Source organism: Streptomyces rugosispiralis (genome assembly GCF_024505145.1).
GTDB lineage: Bacteria > Actinomycetota > Actinomycetes > Streptomycetales > Streptomycetaceae > Streptomyces > Streptomyces rugosispiralis.
In genome coordinates, this window is sequence record NZ_JANIAA010000058.1 from 1 (window position 1) to 25,092 (window position 25,092).

Sequence of the window (25,092 nt, forward strand, 5' to 3'; positions counted from 1 at the left end):
ACGGATCCGCCGCCATCTGCTCCAGCACCCGCACCAGCCGCCGTATCACGCCCCGGGCGGCGTCCTCGTCGAACGCGTCCGGGCGGTAGTCCAGCCAGAACTTCAGCTCGTCCGCCGGGTCCACCCCCAGCGTCAGCGGGAAGGTGGTGGCCATCCGGGTCGTGCTGGTGGTCAGCCGCAGGGGGGCGGCCGGTCCGGTCTCGCCCGCGTGGAAGTTCTCGAAGGCCATCAGGGTGTCGAAGGCGGCGCCCGGTCCGGCCAGGCGCTGGATCTCCTTGAGGCCGAGGTGCTGGTGGCCGAGCAGCGTCGTCTGCTGGGCCTGCACCACGCTGAGCAGGTGGGCGATCGAGTCGGCCGGGCGCAGCCGGACCCGTACGGGGATCGTGTTGATGAAGAGCCCCAGCATGTCCGCCATCCCCACCAGCTCCGGCGGGCGGCCGGCCACCGCGGCGCCGAACACCACATCGCTCCGGCCGGTGAGCTTGCCGACGACCTGGGCCCAGGCCACCTGGAGCACGGTGTTCAGCGTGACCCCGTGGGCGCAGGCGAGCTCTCGCAGCGCACCGGCCAGATGGTCGCCGGTCTCGGCGAGGACCTTGCGGGTGAGGATGGGTTCGGCGTTAGGGTCGAGCGCGGCGACCGTCGTCGGCTCGGACACGCCGTCGAGCGCCCGCTGCCAGGCGGCGCGGGCCGCCTCCCGGTCCTGGCGGCGCAGCCAGGCCAGATATTCGCCGTAGGGCGTGGTCGGCGGTAGTTCGCGGGTGTCGCCACCGGCCGCATAGCCGGTCCACAGCTCGCGGATGAGGATCCGCAGCGACCAGCCGTCGAGCACGATGTGGTGCAGGGTCACGACCATGCGATGGCGGTCGGGGCCGGTCTTCACCAGCAGGATTCGTGCCAGGGGCGGGGCGGCGAGGTCGAAGCGGCGGGCCCGTTCCGCGCTCTCCAGCCGGTCCGCCAGGGCTCCCGCCGCCTCGGCGCCGAGGTGCGACAGGTCCACCTCGTGCCAGGGCAGGGTGACGTGGCGGGCGATCACCTGGACGGGGTCGTCCACGCCGACCAGGCGGCGGAAGCCGGTGCGCAGGCTGCCGTGCCGTGCGACGAGCGACTCCCAGGTGGCGCGCAACTTTCCTACGTCCAGGGGCCCTTCGAGTTCCAGGACCTTCTGCTCCACATAGATGTCCCGCTCCCGCTCATCGAACATCGCGTGGAAGAGCAGACCCTCCTGGAGCGGTGACAGCGGCAGTACGTCGACCACGCCGCCCGCCACCTCGGCCTCCAGCTCCTCGATCTGGGCCTGGTCGAGCGCCATCAGCGGGAAGTCGGACGGCGTATGGCCGCCGCCGGTGTGTGCGGCGAGGCCGGACAGCGTCTCCGCCCACGTTTCGAGCAGGCGCCGGGCGGCCGGTTCGGTGAGCAGGGGGTCCGGCCAGTCCAGGCTGAGGACCAGTTCGGCTCCCTCGACGCGGGCCGCCGCTTCGAGCGGGTGGGTGGGCGGCCGGTCGTCGTCGCCCGGGGCGGTGAAGCCGAGCTGCGGGGTGGGCAGGGCGGCGAGCGTGGCGGCGGTTTCGGGGTTGAGGTGGCGCAGCAGGCCGTAGCCGAGTCCATCGCCGGGGACGGCCCGGAGCTGTTCCTTGATCTGCCGCACGGCCCGGCCCGCCGCGGGCCCACCGATGCGGATCTCCGCGAGGTCGACGGGCCCGGTGTCGAGCCGTACGGGGTGGCTGTGCGCGAACGCGCCGACGGTGCGGGAGAGATCGGCGTCGCTGCCCAGGGCGCCACGTCCGTGGTCCGGCACCGCCACGTCCACGAGGAAGCCACCGGTCCGGTCCTGGCCGTCGCGCCAGGCGGCGAGGGCCGCGGTCAGCCCGGTCAGCAGGACGGTCTCGGCCCCGGTGTGGAACGCGTTCGGCAGGCCGGTCAGCACCGCCGCCGTGGTGTCGGCCGGGATGCGTACGGAGGCGCGCCGCACCGGGGCGTTCGCGTCGCGGGCCGGGTCGGCGGGCCGGACGGTGAGCAACGGGTCACCCGAGGCGAGGAGTTCGGTCCAGGCGGGCAGCTCCGCACGCCGCCGCGGACTGTCGGCCTGCGTGGCCAAGGCCCGTGTCCAGTGGCGGAACGATGTCGGGACGGCCGCCGTCTCCCGCCCCGCGACGGCGGCGGCCACGTCCTCCAGCAGGATCCGCCAGGACACCGCATCGGCCACCAGCCGGTCCGCCACGACGAGCAGCCGCCCCGGCGCGTCCGGCCCGTTGTCGCACCACACGGCCTGGGCCATCACCCCGGCCCGCCGGTCCAGCCGCCGCCCGGCCGCGGCCGACTCGGCGGTGAGCCGCTGCTGGAGCTGGTCGGCGTCCATGCCTGCCGTCGCCACCCGCCGCGTCCAGGGCCGGACGGACACCGCCCCGGCCGGGGGCACGGTCAGCCGCCGCTCCGGGGTGGTCTCGAGCCGGGCCCGCAGCATGTCGTGGCGATCGACGACGGCCTGCAGCGCACGGGCGATGTCGGCCAGGTCCGCACCGGCCGGAAGGTCCAGCGCGGCCGACCGGAACCCCGCGGCCACCTCGGGTCTCGTGGGCCGTTGAAGTCCCTCGTGGTCCAGCAGTTCGTGCATGGCCGGGGAGAGCGGCAGGTGTCCGGCGCCCCGCGCCCGGTCGCCCGTCGCGGCGCCCGCGTCCAGCGGTTCGGCGACGCCGGCGAGGCGGGCCGGGGTGGCGAGCTCGAACACCTGGTACGGGGCGATCACCAGCCCGGCGCGCCGGGCCACCGACACCAGCAGCATGGTCAGAATCGAATCGCCGCCGAGCTCGAAGAAGGACGCCACCGCGCTGACCCGCTCCAGGCCGAGGATCTCGCCGTAGAGCCGGCAGAGCACCTCTTCGGTGGGTGTCCGCGGACCACGGCCCTCGGCGGCGCCGGTGAAGTCGGGGGCGGGAAGGGCGGCCCGGTCCAGCTTGCCGTTGACCGTGACCGGAAGGGCGTCCAGGGCGACGACCGCGGCGGGCACCATGTACTCCGGCAGCCGCTCGGCCACGTACTCCCGCAGCCCGCCGGCGTCGACGAGGTCCCCCTCGGGGACGACGTAGGCCACGAGCCGCCGGTCCCCGGGGCGGTCCTCCCGTACGACCACGGCGACGTGGCCGACGCTCCGGTGCCCGGCGAGAACGGCCTCGACCTCACCCGGCTCCACCCGGAAGCCACGGACCTTCACCTGCTCATCGGCGCGCCCGCCGAAGACCAGCTGACCGTCGGCCGTCCGCCGGGCGAGGTCGCCCGTGCGATACATCCGCCCGTCCGTGAACGGGCAGGCCACGAAGCGTTCCGCGGTCAGCCCCGGACGGCGCAGATAGCCCCGCGCGAGCCCCGGTCCCGCGACATACAGCTCGCCCAGCACACCGTCGGGAACCGGCCGCAGACGCTCGTCCAGCACGAACACCCGCGTGTTGGCGATCGGCCCACCGATCGGCACCGGCCCCGACCGCACCAGGGGCTCGCTCATCGTCGCGCACACGGTGACCTCGGTCGGGCCGTATGCGTTGATCATCCGCCGGCCGGGGGCCCATCGCTCCACCAGCCCCGGCGGGCACACCTCACCCGCCACCACCAGTGTCCGCAGGCTCTCCGGCAGCTCCTCCACCGTGGCCAGCACCGACGGCGGCACGGTGGCGTGCGTGACGCCGTACTCCGCCACCGTCTCGCTCAACGACCCCTGCGGCGGCAACCTGTCCGCGTCCGCCATCACCAGCGCGGCACCCGAAAGCAACGCCATGCAGATCTCGGAGACCGCGGCGTCGAAGCTCAACGACGCCAGCTGCAGCACCCGCGCGGCGGCGTCCACCGCGAAGCGCTCGATCTGCGCGGCCGCCAGGTTGCCGATGCCGCGATGGGTCACGAGCACACCCTTGGGACGGCCCGTCGATCCCGACGTGTAGATCACATACGCCACATCGTCGGCGCCCACGGACACCGCGGGCGCCGATTCACCCTCCGCGGCCGGATCCCAGACCAGGCACTCCACCCCGGCCGGAACCAACTCCCGCGTCTCCTCCGAGCACACCGCCAGTACCGGCCCGGCGTCCTCGACCAGCCATCCGGCGCGCTCGGCCGGATACGCCGGATCCACCGGAACGAACCCGGCCCCGGCCTTGGCCACCCCCAGCCACACCGCCACCAGTTCGGCGGACCGGCCCAGCACCACCGCCACGAGGTCACCGCGCCGTACCCCGCGCGCGGCCAGCGCCCCGGCCACCCGGTCCGCCCGCGCCCCCAGCTCCGCGTACGACCACTCCAGACCGTCCGCGCCGACCACCGCCACCGCGTCCGGCGACTCGGCCACCTGGGCGTCGAACAACTCGCCCAGCGGTCGCGAGGATTCGGTCGTGCCATGCATGGATGTCTCCCTCTGCTGCCTACTGCGGTACGCGATGGCGGTGACCGGAGGTACGTGCTCAGCCGTGCTCAGCCGTGGCCGGGAGGCGGGCCGCCGGGTATCGCCCGCATGCCCGGATGGGGTCCCGGCGCATGCCCGTTGCCCACCGGCCCGTGGCCAAGCGGCGGCACCGGTCCACGCCCATTGGGCGGCGCCGCATGCCCGTCCGGCCCGCCACGCCCCGCGAACTGCGTGCGGTACAGCTCCGCGTAGAGCCCACCCAGAGCGAGGAGTTCCTCATGGGTGCCGCTCTCCCGCACCCGGCCGCCGTCGATCACGAGGATCTGGTCGGCGTCGCGGATGGTGGACAGCCGGTGGGCGATCACCAGCGAGGTGCGCCCCGCGAGCGCGGTTTCCAGCGCCCGCTGCAGCGCGGCCTCGGACTCGGAGTCGAGGTGCGCCGTGGCCTCGTCGAGGACGACGACCGGCGGCGCCTTGAGCAGCAGCCGGGCCATGGCGATGCGCTGCTTCTCGCCACCCGAGAGCCGGTAGCCGCGGTCGCCGACGACGGTGTCGAAGCCATCGGGCAGGGACTCGATCAGACCCCAGATCTGGGCGGCCTTGCAGGCGTCGACCATCTCCTGCTCGGTGGCCTCCGGGCGGGCGTAGCGGAGGTTGTCGCCGATGGTGGCGTGGAAGAGATAGGCGTCCTGGGTGACGACGCCGATGGTGTCGTAGAGGGACTCCAGTGTGAGGTCCCGGAGGTCGTGTCCGTCGATGCTGACGGTGCCCTCGCCGGGGTCGTACAGCCGGGGTACGAGATGGGTGATGGTGGTCTTGCCGGCGCCGGAGGGGCCGACGAGGGCGGTGAGCTTCCCGGCGGGCAGCCGGAAGCTCAGCTCGCGCAGGGTCCAGTCGTTCCTGGTGCGCTCCGGCCGTGGGATGGCGATCGATTCGAGGGAGGCGAGCGAGACCTCCGCGGCGGCCGGGTACGAGAACGAGACGCCGTCGAAGACGATCTCGGGCGCGCCGTCGCGGGGCAGGGCGATCGCGTCGGGCTTCTCGGAGATGAGCGGCTTGAGGTCGAGGATCTCGAAGAGCCGGTCGAAGCTGACCAGGGCGGTGACCACGTTGGCCTGGGCGCTGGAGAGCTGGTTGATGGGGCCGAAGAGCCGGGTGAGCAGCGTGGCCAGGGCCACCAGGGTGCCGATCTCGAAGGCGTCGTCGATGACGAGGCGGCCGCCGACGCCGTAGACCACGGCGGTGGCGAGCGCGCCGAGGAGGACCATCGACAGGAAGAGCAGCTTGCCGTTGACCGCGGTCAGGACGCCGAGGTCGCGGACCTTGCCGGCCAGCTTGGTGAACTGGCGCAGCTCCCGGCTGGGCCGGCCGTACAGCTTGGCCAGCAGGGCGCCGGTCACGTTGAAGCGCTCGTTCATCAGCGCGCCCATTTCGGCGTTCTGCTCCATCTGGGAGCGCATGAGCCGCTGCAGCCGGCGCCCGACGACCTTGCCGGGGAGGATGAAGAAGGGCAGCACGACCAGGGAGATCAGGGTGATCACCCAGGACAGGTAGAACATCGTGATGAGGACGAACAGCAGGGTGAGCGCGGCCGAGACGACCGTGGACAGCAGTGAGGTCAGGGCCTGCTGGGCCCCGACCACATCCGCGTTGAGCCGGCTGACCAGGGCGCCGGTCTGGGCCCGGGTGAAGAACGCGAGCGGCTGGCGCTGCACATGGTCGAAGACCTCGGTGCGCAGCCCGTAGACGAGCCCCTCGCTGACCCGGGCCGAGTACCACGCCTCGCCGAACCCCAGCAGCGCGCCGAGGACCGCCAGTCCGCCGACCGCCACGGCGATACCCACGACGACATCGGAATCATGTTCGGCGATGCCATTGTCGATGAGGTATTTGAACAGGATGGGGGTGGCCACCACAATCGCGGCGTTCAGCACGGTCATGAGCAGCAGCAGACAGATGCTGACGCGGTACGGCCGGGTATACGGAAGAATCCGTTTCGCGGTCCCCGCCTTTATTTTCTGCTTGGTCACGGATGGGTCGGGGCCCACCGCGCGAATCATCATCGGCCCTGGGCCGCCTATGGACACGACGCTCTCCTCGGCTTGGGTCGTTCCGACCTATGTGAGCTGGTCGATGAGGCTCTTGGGGCGCATGTCGCGCCAGTTCTCCTCGATGTAGTCCAGGCAGTTCTTGCGGGCGTCCTCGCCGAATACGACGCGCCAGCCGGCCGGTACCTCGGCAAAGGCGGGCCACAGCGAATACTGGCCCTCGTCGTTCAGCAGGACCAGAAAGGAACCGTTTTCGTCGTCGAACGGATTGGTCATCTTCACTCCTTCCAACTTCCCTGGAGCGGGCCGGAATTCAAGGTAACGAGGGCCCATCGGGAGCGGCAAGGTCGACTATTGAAGTGGCGTCCAACCGCGTATTCTCTGCACTTGGACAACGGGTGAAACCCCGCGGAAACCGGAGCCGGGGCATTCTGGATCCCGTTGTCCAGGGGGCAGGGCCGAACAGGGCCGGTTGGACAGACCGAGGAGGGGGAGCGGGTGCGCGTACTCGTGGTGGAGGACGACCAGGAAATGGCGCAGGCGGTGGCCGTCGGCTTACGGCGGGCGCAGCTGGCCGTCGATGTGGCGTTCGACGGGGAGAGCGGTCTTGAGCGGGCGCTGCTCAGTGACTACGACGTGATCGTGCTGGACCGGGATCTGCCCGGGATGCACGGCGACGAGATCTGCTCCGAGCTGATCGCGTCCGGCTGCCGCAGCAGGGTGTTGATGCTGACCGCGGCGGCCTCGGCGGAGGATCTGGTCGACGGGCTCAATCTCGGGGCCGATGACTATCTGGCGAAGCCGTTCGACTTCCCGGTGCTGATCGCCCGGATCGGCGCGCTGGCGCGGCGGGCGCATCCGGCCGTGCCGCCGGTGGTGCACCACGGCGACCTGGTGGTGGACACGGCGCGCCGCAAGGCCGCTCGGGCGGGCCGGCCGCTGGAGCTGGCGCCCAAGGAGTTCGGGGTGCTGGAGCTGCTGCTGTCGGCCAAGGGGCGGGCGGTGTCGGCGGAGGAGCTGCTGGAGCGGGTGTGGGACGAGGCGGCCGATCCGTTCACCAGCGCCGTGAAGATCACCATCAGCAGGCTGCGGGCCAAGCTGGGCGATCCGCCGGTGATCGAGACCGTCGCCAAGCGCGGCTACCGGATCTGAGGCCGCCGATGTCTCCGCTGTCCCGGCTGATGTCTCCGCTGTCCCGGCTCACCGCCCGGCTCGCGGGTTCGCCGCTGCCCCGGCGTACGGTCCGGCTGAAGCTCACGCTGCTGTACGGCGCGCTGTTCCTGCTCTCCGGGGCGGCGCTGCTGACGATCACGTATCTGCTGGTGCTGGGCTCCAACGGCGGTTCCCTGTACGGCGGGCAGCCCGCACCGGGCGGCGGTGCGCCGCGGGCGGGCGAGACCGACGGCCACTCCTCGCCGGTGCCGCCGCCGCGGGGGCGCGTCGGGCAGAGCACGCGCGATGTCCTCCCGGCCGCGGCGCGGGAGATCATGGAGCTGCAGCGGGACGCCGTGCTGCACGACCTGCTGGTGCAGTCCGCGATCGCGCTCGGGCTGATGTCGGTCATCTCGATCGCGCTGGGCTGGGTGGTCTCGGGGCGGATACTGCGCCCGCTGCGTACGGTCATCGCCGCCGCCCGGGAGATCTCGGCGACCAGCCTGCATCAGCGCCTCGCCCTCGAGGGCCCGCGCGATGAGCTCAAGGAGCTGGGCGACACCTTCGACGGTCTGCTCGGCCGGCTGGAGACATCGTTCGAGGCACAGCGCCGGTTCGTCGCCAACGCCTCGCATGAGCTGCGCACTCCGCTGGCCCGGCAGCGGACGCTGGGGCAGCTGGCCCTGTCGGATCCCGACGCGGACGTGGCATCGCTGCGCGTGGCGCACGAACGGATCCTCGCCGCGGGCGCCCAGCAGGAGCGCATGATCGAGGCGTTGCTCACCTTGGCCCGTAGCCACGCGGGGATCGAGGTGCGGCGGCCGTTCGACCTGGACCGGCTGGCGCGGGACGTCGTGGCCACCCGCCGGACGGACGCGGAGCAGCGGCGGGTCACGCTGCGCTGTGCGCTCGCGGCAACGGTCGCGGCGGGCCATCGCCAGCTGGCCGAACGGCTCGTCATCAACCTGGTGGACAACGCGCTGCGGCACAACGAGCCGTACGGCTGGGTGGAGGTGGCCACGGCGGACGCGCCCGGCCGGGCGGTCCTGACCGTGGCCAACTCCGGTCCGGTGGTGCCGCCGAGCGCGCTGGACCAGATGTTCCAGCCGTTCCAGCGGCTCGGCGACCCGCGGACCAACAAGGACGGCCTGGGGCTCGGGCTGTCGATCGTGCAGGCCGTCGCGGTGGCGCATGACGCCACGCTCGCCGTCGAGGCCCGCCCGGAGGGGGGCCTCGTCTTCACGATCGGCTTTCCGCACCCATCGACCCACCGGCAGGGACCGCCGACGGACCACCGGCAGGAACCGCCAACGGCTCACCGGCAGGAAACGCCAACGGCTCACCGGCCGGGAGCATCACCCGCCCACCGCCCGGGGCCGCCACCCCAGCGGCGAGGGAAGCGGTGAAGAAGTCGACGAGCGCGGCGTTCACCGCGGCCGGCTTCTCCAGATAGCCGTAGTGTCCGCAGCCGGAGATCTCGGTGTAGCGGGCGCCCGGGATGGCGTCGGCGACCTCCCGGGTGAGCTGCGGCCGTACGATCAGGTCGTGCTCGAAGCCCAGGACCAGGCACGGGCAGCGGATGGCCGCGTACGCGGGCAGCCGGTTGGGGATCAGCTGCAGGCCGAGCTGGCCGCGGACCGAGGCCAGGTCGACGGCGGAGATCTCGAAGATGTCCAGCCAGTCGCGCAGCCGTTGCTCATCGGCCAGCGTCTGCGGGGACAGACTCTGCAGCGCGTTGACATAGGCGGCGTAGCGGGGCGGCAGCTTCACCCCGCTGTCGGCCAGGTCCATCTCCGCGATCGCCTGGGCGGTGGCGAAGGTGTCGGCCCGGCCGCTGGTCGCCATCAGCACGGCCGACCGGACGAGTTCGGGCCGGGCCAGGAGCAGCTCCTGGACGATGATGCCGCCCAGGGAGAAGCCCACGACCCGGCACGGACCCGCGCCGAGGTGCTCGATGAGGCCCGCGATGTCCGCCGCCATGTCATCGAGGGTGAAGCCCTCGGCGCAGGGATCGCTCGGCGGGATCCCGCGGTTGTCCACGGTGATCACCTTGAAGCCGGCCGCCTTGAGCGCGGGCACCTGGTGGGTGCGCCACATCCGGCCGGGGGCCCCGGTGCCGGTCACCATGACGACCGGGTCCCCCGTTCCGTGCTCCTCGTAGTTGAGCTGGATCCCGTTGATCCGGACGACAGGCATCGTCAGGCCGGCCCCGGCTGCCAGAGCATGCCGTCGTCGGAGGTGATGAGCCCGCCGGGGAACATCGGCACATCGGGGCCGAGGTCCTCGCCGAGGAAGGCCCGGCTCTGCACCTGCGCGCCCTCCTGCATCGCCTGGCGCACCGCGGAGGAGCGGAACAGCGGTGTCATGTTCCCCTCGGCGTCGGCGGACATCTCGTCGATGGCGGAGACGAACTCCGCCGACTTGGACTTCATGCGCGTCGCGGCCGACTCGGCCCCGTCGAGGTCGAACTCCGAGGACGACACGCCCGCCACCAGCTCGACGAACGACTCCAGCTCGGTGTGCTGGTTGTGGGTGACCTTCTTCGCCGACCAGAAGTAGGAGTTCTCGTCCACGTGCATGTCGTAGAAGGACATCAGGAACTCGTAGAAGACGCCGTACTCCCGGCGGTAGCGGGCCTCGAACTCGGTGAACGCCGCCTCCTCGGACACGATCCCGGCCAGGCTGCTGCTGATCGAGCGGGCCGCCAGCAGGGCGCTGTAGGTGGCCAGGTGGACGCCGGAGGAGAAGACCGGGTCGACGAAGCAGGCGGCGTCGCCGATGAGCACGAGGCCGGGCCGCCAGAACTTGGTCTGGTGGTACGAGTAGTCCTTGCGCACCCGCAGCTGGCCGTACTGGCCCTCCGTCACCCGGCTGGCGTCCGACAGATACTCCTTGATCAGCGGGCATTCGTCGATGAGCGCCAGCAGGGCCCGCTCCGGATCGCCCTGGATCTTTTCGGCGTTCTCCCGCCGGACGACGGCGCCGACGCTGGTGAGGTCGGGGGTGAGCGGGATGTACCAGAACCAGCCGCTCTCGAACGCCACGGACAGGATGTTGCCCGAGTTGGGGGCGGGCAGCCGCTTGCCGCCCTGGAAGTAGCCGAACAGCGCGAGGCTGCGGAAGAACTGCGAGTACTCCCGGGTGCCGCCCACCCGCTTGTGCAGCCGGCTGCCGTTGCCCGACGCGTCCACGACGTACGTGGCGTGCACCTCGTGCTCGGTGCCGCCCGCGTCGGTGTACCGCACGCCCGTGACCCGCTCACCGTCCTCGAGCACATCGGAGACCGACGTCTGGAAGCGGACCTCGGCGCCCTTCTCCACCGCGTGTTCCAGCAGGATGTTGTCGAACTTCGAGCGCTCGACCTGGTACGCGTGCGAGGTGGCACCCGCGATCTTCGGGGACACCGAGAAGGAGAACGTCCACGGCTCGGCGTTGGCACCCCAGCGGAACGTGCCGCCCTTCTTCGGGGTGAACCCGGCCGCGGCCAGCTTCTCCGCGACCCCGGTCATCCGGCAGACGCCGTGGATCGTGGACGGCAGCAGCGACTCGCCGATCTGATACCGCGGAAACGTCTCCTTCTCCAGAATCAGGACCCGGTGGCCCCGCATGGCGACGAGCGCGGCCAGCGTAGAACCGCCGGGACCGCCCCCGACCACCACGACGTCGTACTGCTCACGACCCTCACTGCTCATGGTTTCCCCCTCATGGCGTGCGTTGCTCTTCTGAGTAGCGGTCATGCGCCCCGCCCCGCGAACCGGCCGACCTTGCCGATGACGTCCTCGCCGTACAGGCGCAGCGCCTGCTGCAGCGCGAACTCGGCCATATAGCGGCGGAACTCCTCGACCGGCTCCTCCGCCCCGCCCAGCATCCGCCGGTTGGGCACGACCGCCGGGCCGCCGAGCCGTTCCACGGCGCCGGCCACGGCCGTGTCCATCCCCTCCGGCTCGACCACCTCGTCGATCAGCAGCCGGGCGTCGGGTTCGGTGGCCCGGATCCGGCGGCCTTGAAGGATGACCTGCCGGGAGATCCGGGGTCCGGTGTGCCGGCCGAGCCGGAAGTTCGCCGCACCGGGGACGATGCCCTCCCGGGCCGCGGGCAGGCTGAGACAGGCGTCCGACGCGGCGAGCACATGGTCGAAGACGAGCAGCAGCTGGGTGCCGCCGCCGATGGCGAACGTCTCGACGGCCGCGACCCACGGCTTCTCGACCGTCGGGGAGTGCCAGGGCGCGGTGTCCGTGCGCACTCCCCTGACCAGCTTGTGGATATAGCCCAGCTCGCGCCGGAGCAGAAAGCCGACCAGCGAAATGGCCCCTGCGTGCAGGCTCTTGAGGTTGATGCCCGCGCTGAACACCCGTCGGCCCCGGTAGCGGGGATGGCTCATCGGGCCGCCGCGCACCACCCCGACCCGCACCTCCGGGTCGAGCAGCGCGAGGTCGACGGCGGTCTCCATGTCGTCGACCTGCTGCTCGTCCTCGGCGTTCAGGCAGTCGTCCCGGCACATCGTCAGATACGCCGCGCCGTCGCGCCGCTCCATCCGCACGGACGTCGTCTCGAGGACGCCGGTCCTCGTGAACTCCGGCAGCAGCCGCAGCGCCCGCAGTGTCGGCCGGAGCATCGCGTCGAGCAGATGCGGCCCGGACCGGGGCGAGGCCAGCACGGCGCGCAGGAAGATGCCCTGATCGATCTCGTACCCCTCCTTGTCCGCCTGCCGCCGGGCGCGGTCGGCCGCGAGCTGCCCGGCCGTGGGGAGCAGCGCGGGGAAGGCGTCCGCGGCGGCGCCGACGAGTTCGGCGATGCGGAGCTCGTCGGCGCCGCCGCTGGTGAGGTGGTCGTACACGGCGTCGGCGTGGGTGTGCAGATAGCGCGTCCGCAGCGCCCGGACGGTGTCCTTGGCCGCGGCGAGCTCGGCCCGCTCCTCAGATTCCCGGGCGCCGGGTGCGGGCAGTTTCGCCACCAGTTCGTCGACGCGGTGGGCCGCCTGCCGCAGCTCCGGCCAGAGCGGGACGGTCATGACGCCTCCACCGCGGGCCGCCGCAACACCCGGTCGCAGGCGGCCAGATGAGGGCCGAGGGCGTCCTCGAAGCTGGTCGTGGCGGCGTCGAAGAGCAGCTGCCGCCGGATCGCGAGCTCCTTTCCGGCCAGCCCGCCGACCAGCCCGGCGGCGGCCGCGATCGCACCGGCCGGGTCGTCGGCCAGCTCGTCGGCCACGCCGAGCGCGAGCGCCTCGGGGGCCTCGATGGGCACTCCGAACAGCAGCGCCCGGCGGACCCGCGCGGGTCCGGCGAGCTGGACGAGCCGATAGGCCGCCATGCCGGGCCAGGTCGCCGCGGAGTCGCCGTGGACGAGCAGCCGGGTGCCCGGGGTGACCACCCGGACGTCGCAGGCGAGGAAGGCGTCCAGGGCCGCGCCGCCGCAGTCGCCCGAGGCCACCGCGACGGTGGCCCGGGGCAGCCGCTCCAGCCGGCGCAGTGTCCGCTCCCACTTGCTGATGTGCATCACATCGAGGCCGCCGGTCCAGCCCGCCGCCGGGGCGCCGCCGACCCGTACGGCGAGGACTCCGCGGCCGGGGCGGTCCTCGGCCTTGTCGCACACGGCCTGTACGGCGTTCACGGTCGCGGCGGTGGGCGGCTCGGCCCCGTCGATCGCCACGGTCAGCAGTTCTTCCATGACACCCTCCGCACTCACCACTGGACCAGCGCCGTCTCGATCGTGGAGCCGGGCCCCATGGTCATCAGCACGCCGTACTCACCCGGTTTGGCGACTCCCTCGTCCAGGAGCCGTTCGTAGGAGAACAGGAACGAGCCGCTGGACACGTTGCCGTAGTCGCGCAGCACACCGACGGTGTGCCGGACGTCGTACCGGGTGAGGCCCAGGTTGACGACGACGGCGTCGATGACCTTCTTGCCGCCCGAGTGCACCAGCCAGTGGGAGATGTCGCTGCGGCGCAGCCCGGTGTCCGCCAGCAGCCGGTCCACGACCAGTTCGGCATGGGCGCCGACCACATACGGGATCTGCGGGTCCAGGTAGAAGCTGAAGCGGCCCTGTTCGCGGTCCCAGTCGTAGCGCATGGCGTCGGAGGCGTCCGGGATGATGCAGCTGGCGAACTTGAGGATGCGCGGCCCCTCGGGGCCGGCCACGCCGTCCGGTCCTGAGCGGAGCGCGATCGCGCTCGCGCCGTCCCCGAAGAGGCTGTTCACGACGGCGGTGCGCATCGTGGAGTCGATCGCGTACGCGGCGGAGCAGGCTTCGGCGCAGAGCACCACGGCGAGTTCGCCGGGGTGGGCGGCGGCCCAGCCCGCGACCACGCCCAGGGCGTTCAGCCCGGCGTTGCAGCCCATGCCCACGATGTCGGAGCGGCTGCAGTGCCGGTCGATGCCGAGCTCCTTGATGAGCAGGGCGCTCAGCCCCGGCGTGAGCAGCCCGGTGGAGGTCACACAGCACAGGTGGCGCAGCTCGGCCAGTTCGGCACCGGCCCGCTTGAGGCAGGCGCGCAGCGCCTCCGCACCCATCTCGATGGCCTTGGCCTTGTGCTTGTCGAGCAGGTCGCCCTGCGGTTCGGGGACGCGGCCGCCCTTGCCGTCGGGCGGCGGGAGCGTCAGATGGCGGCGGTCGATGGCGCTGTTGAGGAAGACCGAACGGATCTTGGGGTCGGTGATCTCGAAGGCGTCGAGCACCTCCTGCTGGGTGTACGACGTGGATGTCACCGCCGTCCCCACGCCGAGGGCGCGGGGCCGTAGCTCGGCTGCCAGGGTCATCGGAAGGTCCACCCCCACATACGCGGCTTGCTCCGGGGCCGGCGACTGCGACTCAGTCCGGACACGTTGCCTCACCTTTCTCACTGGGATCCGCTGGTGTTGTGCGGCGCGCTGTGCGACGCGTTACGCGGCGCGCTGTGCGCCTCGATGAAGCGCGCGAGCCGCGCCGTGCCCTCGTCGATCTCGGCGGGCGTCAGATAGCTGATGGACAGCCGGATGCCGTGGTGGCCGCCGGTGCCGGGGTAGAAGTGCGCCATCGGCGTCCAGATCACGCCGAAGTCCTGTGCGGATGTGGTCAGTACGGTGTTGTCCACCCGGAACGGGACCCGCATGGTGAGGAAGAAGCCGCCGCTGGGCTCGTTCCAGCGCACCCGGAGCGCCTCCCGGCGGGCGGCGGGCAGCCGGGCGTCCAGCCGCCGCAGCATCTCCCGCATCGCCTCGCCGTAGTACGCGGCCGCCTCGGCGTTCAGCTCCGACAGCCGGCCCCGGGCGCCGAGCAGCGCGCCCGCCACGGCGGCCTGGCTCAGCGACGAGGTGTTGACCGTCACCATGCTCTTGATCTTGGCCAGTTCGTCCGCCAGCAGCCGCTCACCGCCCGAGGCGTCCAGGACCCGCTGGTCGGCCACGACGAACCCGACCCGGGCGCCGGGGAAAACGGTCTTGGAGTACGAGCCCAGGTGCACCACACGGCGGGCCCGGTCCCGGGACTTCAGCGTCGGCAGCGGGGTGCCGGGGCTCACCTGCCGGTACGGGCTGTCCTCCAGCACCAGGAAGTCGTAGCGCTCGGCGAGCTCCAGCAGCTCCTCCCGGGCCTTCGGGCCCATGGTGTTCCCGGACGGGTTGGAGTGGTCCGGCACCACATAGAAGGCGCGGGGGCGGCGGCCGCGCGCCCGCTCCGCCAGCACCGCGGCCTCCAGGTCGGCGGCGTGGAACCCGTCCTCGCGCTCCTCCACCGGGCGCACCGTCACGTCCAGCAGCCGGGCCGCGCCGGTGATCCCCACATAGCAGGGGCTGGAGACCAGCAGGACGTCGTCGGGGCCGGCGAAGAGCGCCCGCAGCACCAACAGCATGGCCTCCTGGGCGCCGACGGTCACCACGATGGACTCGGGCGGCACCTCGGTGGCCTCGTCCACGCGCAGCGAGTCGGCGATGATCTGGCGGATCCGCCCGGCGGTCGGGCCGTACTGGTACAGCGCGGTGCGGATGTCGGCCGGTGAACTCCCCTGCTCCGCCAGGTGGTCCAGGTAGCGGCGGATGTGGGTGAAGACCTGCTCGGTGTCGAAGAAGCCGTCGTACGGCCGGCCCGGGGCGAAGGAAATCGCGTCCGGATAGCGATGGGTCACCTCGTTGAGGAAGTTCATCGTGTCCAGCACCGGCTCGGAAACGCTGCCGTGCAGCTCTGCCATGTCCAGATGGTCCCGTTGCCGGGTCTGCGCGGCGACGGTGGTTCCTGCCATGAATTCCCCCGGGCGGAAAATGAATGAGGGCGGCTCGCATAAGAGCGGCTCGCATGAGCTCGCATGAATGCGACGTGCATGAGACCGGATGAATGCGAGCAGCTGAATGAGGGCGGCTCGGATGCTTCAGCATCACACGCCCGCCGGTCTTTTCACAACGCCGTCCAATTGCTCGAACCGCGCGCTTGGACGGGCTTGTCGGCAGCCTTGTCGGCGGGCTTGTCGGCGGGCTTGTCGAGCGCTATCCGGCGGGCACCGATTCCGCCGGGGCCCGCTCCCACCCATCAGCGCCCAGCTTGGCCCCGATGCGCTCGGCGTCGGCCGCGGGAACGGGCACGCGCACCCGCAGGCCGCTCTCCTCCGCGGCCTCCACGGCGACGTCGTCCACGGCGATGCCGAGCGCCGCGACGGCGCCCAGCAGCCGGGCCAGCTCCCCCGGGCGGCCGGGGACCAGGATCCGCAGCCCCGCCTCCGCCGCGGGCGGGGTGGCACCGGGGCGCGGCAGCCCGGCGAGCCCGGCGACGCCCCGGGACAGCAGGTCCTCCAGGGTCCGTACGCCCTGGTCACGGCCCGCGTCGTCGCCTTCGGCGAGCACGTCCTCCACGGCCAACGCGTCTTCCTCTGCCAACGCGTCTTCCTCGGCGAGCACGTCGAGCGCCGCCGCCACCCGGGACAGATCGGCGCGCAGCTCCCTCACCACCCCGGCCATGGCGGCCGCGTTGGACCGCAGGATGTCGCTCCACAGCCGGGGGTCCCCGGCGGCGATCCGGGTCACATCGCGCAGCCCCTGCCCGGCCAGCAGCGGCACCCCGGCCGGGCCGTCGCGCAGCCGGGCGGCCATCACGCCGGCCAGCAGATGTGGAACGTGCGAGGTCAGCGCCACCACCTCGTCATGCTCCCGGCTGCCCATGACCACCGGGGCGGCGCCGCACAACTCGGCCAGCTCCAGGCCCCGATCGAGGGCGGCGCGCGAGGTCAGCCGGTGCGGTGTCAGCGCCCAGGGGCGGCCCCGGAACAGCTCGGCCCGCGCCGCCAGCGGCCCCGACCGCTCCCGGCCTGCCAGCGGATGGCCGCCGACGTAGCGGGAGGGTTCGGGGGCGCGGGCGAGCACGGCCCGCTCCGGGCCTGCCTTCACGCTCGCCACATCGGTGTAGGCGCGGGCCAGACCGCGCGTCTGGGCCGCGATCAGCACTTCGGCGATCCGGCTCGGCGGCACCGCCAGCACGGCGAGGTCGACCGGCGCCGGCGGTTCCTCCGCCCGGCCCGCGCCGAGTGCGGCGGCGGTCCTGGCGGCGGCCCGGTCGCGGTCGGAGAGATACACCGCCACGCCCTGCCCGGTGGCGGCGAGCGCGACCGACGTACCGATGAGGCCGGTGCCGATGACGGCCATCGTGTGCATCACAAGACATCACCCGTCCAAGAGGACCGCGACCCGGAAACACAAAACACGGCACAGCTTATGGAGCGGGCCCGGCGTCCACGAGTTCCGTTAACCGCCTTAATGGCGCCGATGGCTGGACGCGCTCAAGGCCGCCTAGAGTTCTGCGGGCCCGGTTTTCTTCCGCATCAGGGGGGCCAATATGAGGAATTCATCGAAAACCGCGGAGCCGCTCGCGGATCTCGCCATCGACTACGTCGAGTTGTATGTGGAGAACCTGGATTCGAGCGCTTTCCAGTGGGTCGACCGGTATGCGTTCGGCATCGTCGGCAGCGGCGGTTCCGCGGAACACCGCAGCCTGGCGCTGCGGCACGGGGAGATCACGCTCGTGCTCACCCAGGCGACCTCCGACCGCCACCCCGCCTCGGCGTATGTGCTCAGCCACGGCGACGGCGTGGCGGACATCGCGCTGCGCACCGCCGATGTGCGGGCGGCCTTCGCGGCGGCGGTCGCGAACGGCGCCGGTGTCCACCGGCAACCGGCCCGGCACACCGGCGACGGCCCGTCCGTCACCGCCGCGGTGCGGGGCTTCGGGGACGTGATCCACACCCTGGTCCAGCGCGTGCCGGACGCGGGCCCCGGGCTGCCCGCGGGCTTCGTGCCGACGGACGGCCAGGAGCGGCCCGACGGACCGAGTGCCGAGGCGGGCCTGGCCGAGGTGGGCCTGCTCGACATCGACCACATCGCGGTCTGTCTGGGCAGCGGCGGCCTCGGCCCGGCCGTCGCGTACTACCAGCAGGCGCTGGGCTTCCGGGACGTCTTCGCGGAGCACATCGTCGTCGGCGCCCAGGCGATGCACTCGAGGGTCGTGCAGAGCCCGTCCGGAACCGTCACCCTCACCCTCATCGAGCCCGACGACACGGCCCTGCCGGGGCAGATCGACGAATTCCTGAAGAGCCACCAGGGCTCGGGCGTGCAGCACCTGGCCTTCTCCTCGCACGACGCCGTCGGCTCCGTGCGCGCCCTGTCCGACCGCGGCGTCACCTTCCTCAGCACGCCCGACGCGTACTACGACCTGCTGGGTGAGCGGATCGGCCTCAGCCCGCGGCGCCTGGCCGATCTGCGCGCCACCGGAGTGCTCGCGGACGAGGACCACGACGGGCAGCTGTTCCAGATCTTCACGGCCTCCACCCACCCGCGGCACACCCTCTTCTACGAGGTCATCGAGCGGCAGGGCGCCCAGACCTTCGGCAGCGCGAACATCAAGGCGCTGTACGAGGCCGTGGAGCTGGAGAGGACCGGGCAGCGTGACTTCCGGCGCTGACCGCACGGTTCGCGGTGCGGCCGGGGCGGATGCCGACGCGGCGACCGGCGTCGAGTGCGTGGCCGACATCGAGCGCGCCGCCGCTGCCGTCCTGCCGCCCGACGTCCGGGACTTCGTGGCGGGCGGCAGTGGTGACGAGCTGACGCTGACCGCCAACCGCGCGGCGTTCGACCGCACCTTCCTCGTCCCCCGGGTGCTGCGGGACGTCTCGCGGTGCACGACGGACGCCACGCTGCTCGGCCGCCCGGCGGCGCTGCCGCTGGCGGTGGCCCCGGTGGCGTATCACCGGCTGGTGAGCGAGGACGGTGAACTGGCCACCGCGCGGGCGGCGAAGGCCGCGGGGGTGCCGTTCGCGGTCTCCACGCTGAGCAGTGTGCCGATCGAGGAGATCACGGCGGTCGGCGGGTCGGTCTGGTTCCAGCTGTACTGGCTGCGCGACGGCGCCCGGACGCTGGAGCTCGCCCGCCGGGCCGAGGACGCGGGCTGTGCGGCGCTCATGCTCACCGTGGACGTGCCGTGGATGGGCCGCCGGCTGCGGGACATCCGCAATCGGTTCACGCTCCCGGCCGGGGTGCGGGCCGCCAACATCGCCGCGGGCGGGACGGCGCACATCCGGCCCGCCGGTGCCTCGGCCGTGGCCGCGCACACCAGCGAGGCGTTCTCCCCGGCGCTGACCTGGGCCACGGTGGACCGGCTGCGCGAGCGCACGCGGCTGCCGCTGGTGCTCAAGGGCGTCCTGGCGCGGGAGGACGCGCTGCGCGCGGCGGAGTCCGGCGTCGACGCGCTGGTGGTCTCCAACCACGGCGGCCGTCAACTCGACGGCGCCGTGCCGAGCCTGGACGCGCTGGCCGAGCTGGCGCCCGTGCTCGACGGCCGCTGCGAGCTGCTGCTCGACGGCGGTGTCCGCAGCGGTACGGACATTCTCAGGGCGCTGGCCCTCGGCGCGGCCGGGGTGCTGGTGGGACGGCCGGTGATGTGGGGGCTGGCCGCGGCCGGTGAGGCGGGTGTGCGGCGGGTGTTCGAGCTGCTGGCCGCCGAACTGCGGACGTCCCTGGGGCTGGCCGGCTGCGCCGATGTCACCGAGGCCCGGAGCCTGCGCACCGTACGGTGAGCCACGGCCGCGCCGCCGCATATGCGATCCGGCCGGGACGGGCCCTCTCGTCCTGGCCGGATCGCTGGGTCGGCAGGTGGCTTCGGCCGGAGCCGTCCAACCAGCGATTCCCGATGGTTGGACGGCCCCGGCGGCGTGTCCGGCGGATCTTTCCCCTCCCCGCCCCTTCCCGCTACCAGGGGCTCCGCCCCTGGACTCCGGAAGTCCGGTGCGGAGCCCCGCCACGCGGCGGAACCGCATATCGATGCCGCCGAACGAAGCGGCGGGGAAGGGCAGTCCGCCGCAGGCGTCACGATCCCTCGGCGGACACCCCCTAGGCGAGCTGGAGGTCCACCCGGACCGCGATCTCGTCCCACATCCCCGCGCATTCGCGGGCGAGGCTGGCGACGATGCCGCTGCAGTGCGGCGGCACATTGGCGATGATTTCCTGCCACTCCTCGGCGCTGAGCATGTTGATGTTGAGCAGCCGGAGCAGCCTGCGGCCCGTTTCGTTGAACCGCAGGGCGGGGTCCGAGGTGAGACGGTGCACGGCCGCGAGGCGGTCGGCCATCGGCACCACCTCGGCGGTGGCCGCGCCCGCCGTGGACCGGCTCAGCGCCTCGGTCCGCCGGTCTCCGGCCGCCTTCGCCGCGCCGCGTGACTTCGGCAAGGGGTCCTCGCCCCTGCTCATACGGTTCCTGACGTCCCGTGCGGTCTCCGGGGAGATCCCCGCGGCCCGGGCGATCTGGCGCAGTGACAGCCCCGGGTCCGCCGTGATCAGTCTGCTCGCCAGTTCCCGCCCCGCGGCGCTGTTGATGGGACGGACCCGGCCGTCCTGGCCGATCCGGCTGCCACTGGCCGCGTCCTCGGCCGAACTCCGCCGCCGGATCTCCGCGACGGTGCCCGCCGAGATCCCCGAGACCGACGCGATCATGCGGTCCGACCACTGGGGATGCGACACGATGATGCGCGCGGCCGCGGACTTCCGGTCCGCCATCGACAGCGGCAGGCCATGGGTGATGTTCGAGCCGACGGCGAGGACGAACGCGTCGGCCTTGCTGCCGTCGAAGAACGTGACCTTGATCTTCTCGTCGCCGCGGAGCTCCGCGGCCCGTAGCCGGTGGGCGCCGTCGACCACCCGCATCGTGGACCGGTGAACGATGATGGGCGGTAACGTCACTTCCGTCTCCGCCAGCGCTTGGATGTGCTCCGGGTCCTCCCCTGAACTACGCGGTGATTCCGCCGTCGAAATCGACGCGATGTCGACTTCGACGACCACTTCCTCAAGTTGCTGCTCGAACATCGCCAACCCCCCGCTCCAAGGCGAGCTCGCCTCGAAAAGAATTTCTATCCGGGGGTGGCAGGTACGCTTTGGACACCACTTCGAAGATCGCCAATCGTGGCCGATCAATATCGACCACCCCCCGTTACTCCACTTCGCGAAAGCGCGAAAGGCCGTTCAATCTTTCGACGCAGACTCTAACAGTGGTCAGGCGGTTTGACACCCCGTATCCGCGCGCGGCGCGCCGCGGTTACTCAACTAGAACTCATGGTTTCGGATAGGGCGATCACCAGCGGAAGACGGCGTTCTGGGCGTGCTTGCTGATACCAGCGGGACGCGGCGTGTCACATGAGGTGAATGCGGCTCCGTTCGACCGCGTACCTGGTCCTTCGCGTTCTTTCCCGGAGCGCCGGAGTCCGCGTGAAATACTTTCACCGGGCGCGCAGGAACGCCAAATCGAGGGAATCGCGGGAATGCCGCACCGGAATCCATGCCGTCGTCCCGCCGGCGGGACAGAAAGCATTGGCTAGAGGTTCTACGGAGCGCTGTTTACGCCCCCAGGGCAGGCGGGTCGGCGGCGGGGCCGGGAATACGCTGGACCGGGTCGTCGGCCGCTTCATCCAGCATCTGGATGATCCAATCCATAAGCCCGAGCCCGGCGGTCTCCGCCGCGCGCTCCCAGCGGATTCTGCGCTCGGCGACCACGCTCACCTGCACAACGCCCGGCTCCTGTGCGGCTTCCGGAGACTGACGCCGCATGCGTATCTGCCGGCGTAACGCATTGCGGGTCCAGCCGCCCTCCTCGGCCCGGGTCAGCCACTCCTCCTGCTCGGCCTCGGGGAGGGCCGCCACTTCCGCGTGGTGCTGGAAACTCAGCTTGCCCCGCCGCCTTCCCGGCTCGAACTTGCGTGCCACCCAGGCGTAGTTGCGGAGGGTCTGATAGTCGAGCGAGGTCTGCTTCAAGGCGCGGCGGTAGCGGTCGGGGTAGTGCTCCTGGCCGAAGATGAGCCAATCGCCCAGCCACCACGCGGAGGAGTCCGCGATGACGTGGATCTGCTGGCCGAGGTGGCGCCACTCGGACAGCGGCAGATCGGGAGGGAGTGACAATCCCGTTCGCCGGGTGGTCGTCCGCCCGTTCGCGGGGATGGACATCGTGCGCACCTCACCTGCCCTCGTCTTCGGCGCGCTCATCCTCCACAGCCGGGGGTTTCGGCGAGGTTTCATCGCGCCTGGCCGGTTTCCCACGGCCGAGAAGCGTCTGCCGCGCGAGCGGCCGAGGGCGTTACGGTGCCGAAACCCACGCACCGATCTACTGGGGCGCATGCATGCGGAATCAGTCTCACCGCGAGCCGACAGAGGAGGCTACATGGACACCGCAGCCCGGCGGTGTGCCGAATGCGGCGCCGAGTTCACCTGGACCAGCAGGAACCCGACGCGCAGGTTCTGCGGCTCCAGATGCAAGACCCGGTGGTGGCGGGCCCACCGCCGCGGCGCGGCCACCGCGGACCCCGCGGACCGGACACACCTGCGGGCACCGGCGCCGGTGCCCCCGCTCAGCACCGGCCATGAGTGCCCGAACTGCGGTCAGCACATCACCGTGCTCAATCTGATCGTCGCGGCCGACGGCGGTCCCGGGTCCGGTACGCTCACCGGCTGACGTCCGGCCGCAGCGCGGGCAGCACCGCGGAGCCGACGCTTTCGATCAGCTCGGTGGGCGGCTCGTAGGAACCGACGTGCTGGAGGAACACATCGGTCACCCCGTCGGCGCGCAGCGCGATGAGCCGTTCGGCGATCTCCTTGGCGGTGCCGAAGAGGCAGAACTCCTGGGCGAACCGCAGGGCCGCCGCGTCGCTCACCCAGGCCGAGCAGATCTCCACGGCCGCGTCCCAGTCCTCGGCGTGTACGAGGTCCGGATAGACCCCCTCCACCCGCGCCGGGACGTCCAGTTCGATCCCGGCCAGGGCGAGGAAGGGCGCGCCACCGTTCTGGGCGATCGACGCACAGATCGGCTTGAGCAGCCGGGCTTCTGCCGCCACGTCATCGGTCACCGCGCAGAACGCCGAGACCGTCAGCGGGATCGCCGCCGCGGTGCGGCCCGCGGCCTCGGCGCCCTCCCGCACCCGGGCGGTGGCACTGGCGAGCGTCGTCCGCGAGACACCGCTGAGCAGGATGACACCATCGGCGATCTCCCCGGCGAGCCGCAGATTCCGGGGGCCGCTGGCGGCCACGTGGATCGGTACCTCCGGATCCGGGTCCCGGAGCCGGGACCGTACGCCGTTGAACTCCCACTCCTCCCCCTGGAGCAGCGCCCGCAGCGTGGCGATCCCGGCCCGCAGCTCGGCCCCGGTGCTGGAGCGCACGCCGATGGGGCCGACCGAGCTGTTGCCCACGCCGAGGCCGAGGGTGAACCGGCCGGGGGCCAGCTCGGCGACGCTGCGCGCGGCCGAGGCGACGACGGCCGGGTGGCGGGTGACGACGTTGGTGACCGCGCTGCCCAGGCCGATCCGTTCCGTGCCCAGCGCGGCGGCGGTCAGGGCCGTGAAGACGTCCCGCCACAGCAGCTGGGAGTCGGGGAACCACACCTGGTCGAAGCCCAGTTCCTCGGCCCGCCGGGCGGTCCCGGCCAGCCGGTCCACCCGGTCGCACGGCGGTATGCGGACGCCGACGCGTATCCCGCTCTGCTCGTTCACGGTCTCCTCCTGAGAGCTTGGTGTGAGTGCTTGGTACGGCATGACGTACGGCGGTCAGCGCGCCCGCGCCGTATCGCCGTCGGCCACGTGCGGAGCCGGAACGCGGGGCGGCTCGGTGGTGTCGTCCGCTTCCCGGAGGAACAGGCCCGCCACCACCGAGACGGCCGACATCGCCGCCATGTACACCGCGATGCCCACCCATCCGCCGGTGGTGTGCAGCAGATAGGTGGCGATGTCGGGAGAGAACGCGTTCCCGGCGATCAGCCCGACGGTGAAGCCGATCGACATGCCGGTGAACCTCAGCCGCGCCGGGAAGACCTGCGAGAAATACGCCGGGACCACGCCGTAGTTGGCGGAGTAGCCGATGAAGAGCAGGGTGAAGCCCAGCAGCATCAACCCGTACTGCCGCGTCTGCAGCAGCGCCAGCCAGGCGAACGGCAGCACGATCAGCGAGGCCGCCCCGGCGATGAAGACGGTGCGGTTTCCGATCCGGTCCGCCAGCTTTCCGGCCAGCGGGACGCAGACGATGATGACGAGGGTGGCCGGCAGCAGCACGGCGATCATGGTGTCCTTGTCCAGCCCCAGCCCGGTGCGGGCGTACTCCAGGCTGTAGACGGTCGCCAGGGTGAAGGCCACCCCGGCACCCAGAATCCCGGCGGCCATCAGCAGCACCCGCCCGCCGCACTCGCGGAACACCTCGACCACGGGCAGCCGGTCCACCGCGTTCCGCGCCTTGACCGCCTCGAACTCGGGGCTCTCGTCCAGACCGAGCCGTACGAACAGCCCCACGCCGACGAGCACCGCGCTCAGCAGGAACGGAATCCGCCAGCCCCATGAGTGCAACTGGTCGTCCGGAAGTTGGAGCACCCCGAGGAAGACGAGATTGGCCAGGAGCAGCCCGGCCGAGGTCCCGGTATTGATCAGTGAGCCCCGGAAGCCACGTTTCCCGCGCTCCCCGTGTTCGATGGTCATCAGGACCGCCCCGCCGTATTCGCCACCGACGGAGAACCCCTGGGCGAGCCTGGCGACGATCAGCAGGATCGGCGCCGCGATCCCCACCTGACGGTAGGTGGGCAGCAGACCCACCGCGAAGGTGGCGATGCCCATCAGCCCCAACGTGGCCACCAGCGTGGACTTCCGGCCCACGCGGTCGCCGAAGTGGCCGAACACCACCGCGCCGATCGGCCGGGCCAGGAAGCCGATGGCGAAGGTCGACAGCGAAAGCAGCGTGCCCGTCACCGGGTCCGAGGTGGGGAAGAAGAGCTTGGCGAACACCACGGACGAGGCCAGTCCGTAGATGGAGAAGTCGTAGTACTCGACGGTGGTGCCGATCCAGCCGGCGACCAGCGCTCTGGTGCTCTGATCCCGGCCGGGTTCACGAACATCGGTTGCTGTCATGAGGGTCCTCTGTCCTTCAGGGGCGGTCCGTAGGGACGGGCGGGGCTCGGGAAGGGGGCGGCGGCGCTCCCCTGACAGATGCGGCGGGGTTGAGAAACCGCAGGACGCCTAGGGCCGAAGCGAGGCCG

Annotated in this window: 18 protein-coding genes and 1 pseudogene; 5 read left to right on the plus strand and 14 right to left on the minus strand. The window is 71.8% G+C overall.

The genetic code is table 11. The annotated features are described in order from the left end of the window. From NP777_RS43390 to NP777_RS43400, 3 genes are all read right to left on the minus strand, one after another. On the minus strand, nt 1–4,390 hold a 4,390-nt coding region (locus NP777_RS43390; RefSeq protein WP_256655712.1), incomplete at its 3' end, for an amino acid adenylation domain-containing protein. A 68-nt stretch (nt 4,391–4,458) separates the two neighbouring features. Beyond that, nucleotides 4,459–6,453, minus strand: a complete 1,995-nt coding sequence (locus tag NP777_RS43395) for an ABC transporter ATP-binding protein (protein ID WP_256655744.1) — start codon at nt 6,451–6,453, stop codon at nt 4,459–4,461. Nucleotides 6,454–6,507: 54 nt separating this feature from the next. Then, nucleotides 6,508–6,714, minus strand: coding sequence for an MbtH family protein (locus tag NP777_RS43400; protein WP_020866836.1), 207 nt, complete (start codon nt 6,712–6,714; stop codon nt 6,508–6,510). 222 nt (nt 6,715–6,936) lie between these two features. On the opposite strand from NP777_RS43400, the gene NP777_RS43405 reads away from it, so the two are divergent. Together NP777_RS43405 and NP777_RS43410 are read left to right on the plus strand one after the other, a co-directional pair. Next, nucleotides 6,937–7,590 (plus strand): response regulator transcription factor, encoded by a 654-nt coding sequence (locus tag NP777_RS43405; RefSeq protein WP_020866837.1) that lies wholly within the window; start codon nt 6,937–6,939, stop codon nt 7,588–7,590. A gap of 8 nt (nt 7,591–7,598) precedes the next feature. Next, nucleotides 7,599–8,996 (plus strand): sensor histidine kinase, encoded by a 1,398-nt coding sequence (locus NP777_RS43410; protein ID WP_256655713.1) that lies wholly within the window; start codon nt 7,599–7,601, stop codon nt 8,994–8,996. Here NP777_RS43410 and NP777_RS43415 read toward each other — a convergent pair. From NP777_RS43415 to NP777_RS43445, 7 genes and pseudogenes are all read right to left on the minus strand, one after another. Beyond that, nucleotides 8,995–9,786 (minus strand): annotated as a pseudogene (locus NP777_RS43415) (alpha/beta fold hydrolase); the annotation flags it as partial. The gene NP777_RS43410 and the pseudogene NP777_RS43415 overlap by 2 nt on opposite strands. Nucleotides 9,787–9,788: 2 nt before the next feature. Next, nucleotides 9,789–11,282 (minus strand): tryptophan 7-halogenase, encoded by a 1,494-nt coding sequence (locus NP777_RS43420; RefSeq protein ID WP_256655714.1) that lies wholly within the window; start codon nt 11,280–11,282, stop codon nt 9,789–9,791. Between the two features lie 41 nt (nt 11,283–11,323). Beyond that, complete coding sequence (dpgC, locus tag NP777_RS43425; protein WP_256655715.1) at nt 11,324–12,601, minus strand: (3,5-dihydroxyphenyl)acetyl-CoA 1,2-dioxygenase DpgC; 1,278 nt, start codon at nt 12,599–12,601, stop codon at nt 11,324–11,326. Further along, nucleotides 12,598–13,257, minus strand: coding sequence for an enoyl-CoA-hydratase DpgB (gene dpgB / locus NP777_RS43430; protein WP_256655716.1), 660 nt, complete (start codon nt 13,255–13,257; stop codon nt 12,598–12,600). The genes dpgC and dpgB overlap by 4 nt, the downstream gene beginning before the upstream one ends. A gap of 14 nt (nt 13,258–13,271) precedes the next feature. Next, nucleotides 13,272–14,345: a 3,5-dihydroxyphenylacetyl-CoA synthase DpgA gene (dpgA, locus tag NP777_RS43435; protein ID WP_256655717.1), complete on the minus strand. Its 1,074-nt coding sequence runs from the start codon at nt 14,343–14,345 to the stop codon at nt 13,272–13,274. An 80-nt stretch (nt 14,346–14,425) separates the two neighbouring features. Further along, the gene (locus tag NP777_RS43440) at nt 14,426–15,802 is read right to left on the minus strand and encodes an aminotransferase-like domain-containing protein (protein ID WP_256655718.1); all 1,377 of its coding nucleotides are present in this window, start codon (nt 15,800–15,802) and stop codon (nt 14,426–14,428) included. Nucleotides 15,803–16,043: 241 nt separating this feature from the next. Beyond that, nucleotides 16,044–17,201 carry a prephenate dehydrogenase gene (locus tag NP777_RS43445; protein WP_256655719.1) on the minus strand — a complete coding sequence of 386 codons (1,158 nt, stop codon included), beginning with the start codon at nt 17,199–17,201 and terminating at the stop codon, nt 16,044–16,046. A gap of 181 nt (nt 17,202–17,382) precedes the next feature. Here NP777_RS43445 and hppD point away from each other — a divergent pair, with 181 nt between their 5' ends. Continuing rightward, complete coding sequence (hppD, locus tag NP777_RS43450; RefSeq protein WP_256655720.1) at nt 17,383–18,504, plus strand: 4-hydroxyphenylpyruvate dioxygenase; 1,122 nt, start codon at nt 17,383–17,385, stop codon at nt 18,502–18,504. Beyond that, nucleotides 18,488–19,615 carry an alpha-hydroxy acid oxidase gene (locus tag NP777_RS43455; RefSeq protein WP_391858690.1) on the plus strand — a complete coding sequence of 376 codons (1,128 nt, stop codon included), beginning with the start codon at nt 18,488–18,490 and terminating at the stop codon, nt 19,613–19,615. The genes hppD and NP777_RS43455 overlap by 17 nt, the downstream gene beginning before the upstream one ends. Nucleotides 19,616–19,928: 313 nt before the next feature. Here the strand turns inward: NP777_RS43455 and NP777_RS43460 are convergent, their stop codons facing one another. Further along, nucleotides 19,929–20,774 (minus strand): hypothetical protein, encoded by an 846-nt coding sequence (locus tag NP777_RS43460; protein ID WP_449343564.1) that lies wholly within the window; start codon nt 20,772–20,774, stop codon nt 19,929–19,931. A 651-nt stretch (nt 20,775–21,425) separates the two neighbouring features. Continuing rightward, nucleotides 21,426–22,028: an LmbU family transcriptional regulator gene (locus tag NP777_RS43465; protein ID WP_256655722.1), complete on the minus strand. Its 603-nt coding sequence runs from the start codon at nt 22,026–22,028 to the stop codon at nt 21,426–21,428. A gap of 214 nt (nt 22,029–22,242) precedes the next feature. Between NP777_RS43465 and NP777_RS43470 the strand changes: the two genes are divergently transcribed. Then, nucleotides 22,243–22,533, plus strand: a complete 291-nt coding sequence (locus NP777_RS43470; RefSeq protein ID WP_256655723.1) for a hypothetical protein — start codon at nt 22,243–22,245, stop codon at nt 22,531–22,533. Here the strand turns inward: NP777_RS43470 and NP777_RS43475 are convergent. Both NP777_RS43475 and NP777_RS43480 read right to left on the minus strand, forming a co-directional pair. After that, a complete protein-coding gene (locus NP777_RS43475) occupies nt 22,523–23,566 on the minus strand; it encodes an LLM class flavin-dependent oxidoreductase (RefSeq protein WP_256655724.1) in 1,044 nt (347 codons plus the stop codon). The two genes, NP777_RS43470 and NP777_RS43475, sit on opposite strands and share 11 nt — an antisense overlap. Nucleotides 23,567–23,620: 54 nt before the next feature. Next, entirely contained in the window at nt 23,621–24,964 is a 1,344-nt protein-coding gene (locus NP777_RS43480; RefSeq protein WP_256655725.1) for an MFS transporter, read from the minus strand. Nucleotides 24,965–25,092 lie beyond the last annotated feature (128 nt).

What these genes read in the sequence shown, in the direction of transcription:
- NP777_RS43395 (WP_256655744.1), bottom strand. Translation starts at nt 6,453, where the DNA reads ATGATGATTCGCGCGGTGGGCCCCGACCCATCCGTGACCAAGCAGAAA.
- NP777_RS43400 (WP_020866836.1), bottom strand. Translation starts at nt 6,714, where the DNA reads ATGACCAATCCGTTCGACGACGAAAACGGTTCCTTTCTGGTCCTGCTG.
- NP777_RS43410 (WP_256655713.1), top strand. Translation starts at nt 7,599, where the DNA reads ATGTCTCCGCTGTCCCGGCTGATGTCTCCGCTGTCCCGGCTCACCGCC.
- NP777_RS43420 (WP_256655714.1), bottom strand. Translation starts at nt 11,282, where the DNA reads ATGAGCAGTGAGGGTCGTGAGCAGTACGACGTCGTGGTGGTCGGGGGC.
- dpgC (WP_256655715.1), bottom strand. Translation starts at nt 12,601, where the DNA reads ATGACCGTCCCGCTCTGGCCGGAGCTGCGGCAGGCGGCCCACCGCGTC.
- dpgB (WP_256655716.1), bottom strand. Translation starts at nt 13,257, where the DNA reads ATGGAAGAACTGCTGACCGTGGCGATCGACGGGGCCGAGCCGCCCACC.
- dpgA (WP_256655717.1), bottom strand. Translation starts at nt 14,345, where the DNA reads ATGACCCTGGCAGCCGAGCTACGGCCCCGCGCCCTCGGCGTGGGGACG.
- NP777_RS43440 (WP_256655718.1), bottom strand. Translation starts at nt 15,802, where the DNA reads ATGGCAGGAACCACCGTCGCCGCGCAGACCCGGCAACGGGACCATCTG.
- NP777_RS43445 (WP_256655719.1), bottom strand. Translation starts at nt 17,201, where the DNA reads ATGCACACGATGGCCGTCATCGGCACCGGCCTCATCGGTACGTCGGTC.
- hppD (WP_256655720.1), top strand. Translation starts at nt 17,383, where the DNA reads ATGAGGAATTCATCGAAAACCGCGGAGCCGCTCGCGGATCTCGCCATC.
- NP777_RS43465 (WP_256655722.1), bottom strand. Translation starts at nt 22,028, where the DNA reads ATGTCCATCCCCGCGAACGGGCGGACGACCACCCGGCGAACGGGATTG.
- NP777_RS43470 (WP_256655723.1), top strand. Translation starts at nt 22,243, where the DNA reads ATGGACACCGCAGCCCGGCGGTGTGCCGAATGCGGCGCCGAGTTCACC.
- NP777_RS43480 (WP_256655725.1), bottom strand. Translation starts at nt 24,964, where the DNA reads ATGACAGCAACCGATGTTCGTGAACCCGGCCGGGATCAGAGCACCAGA.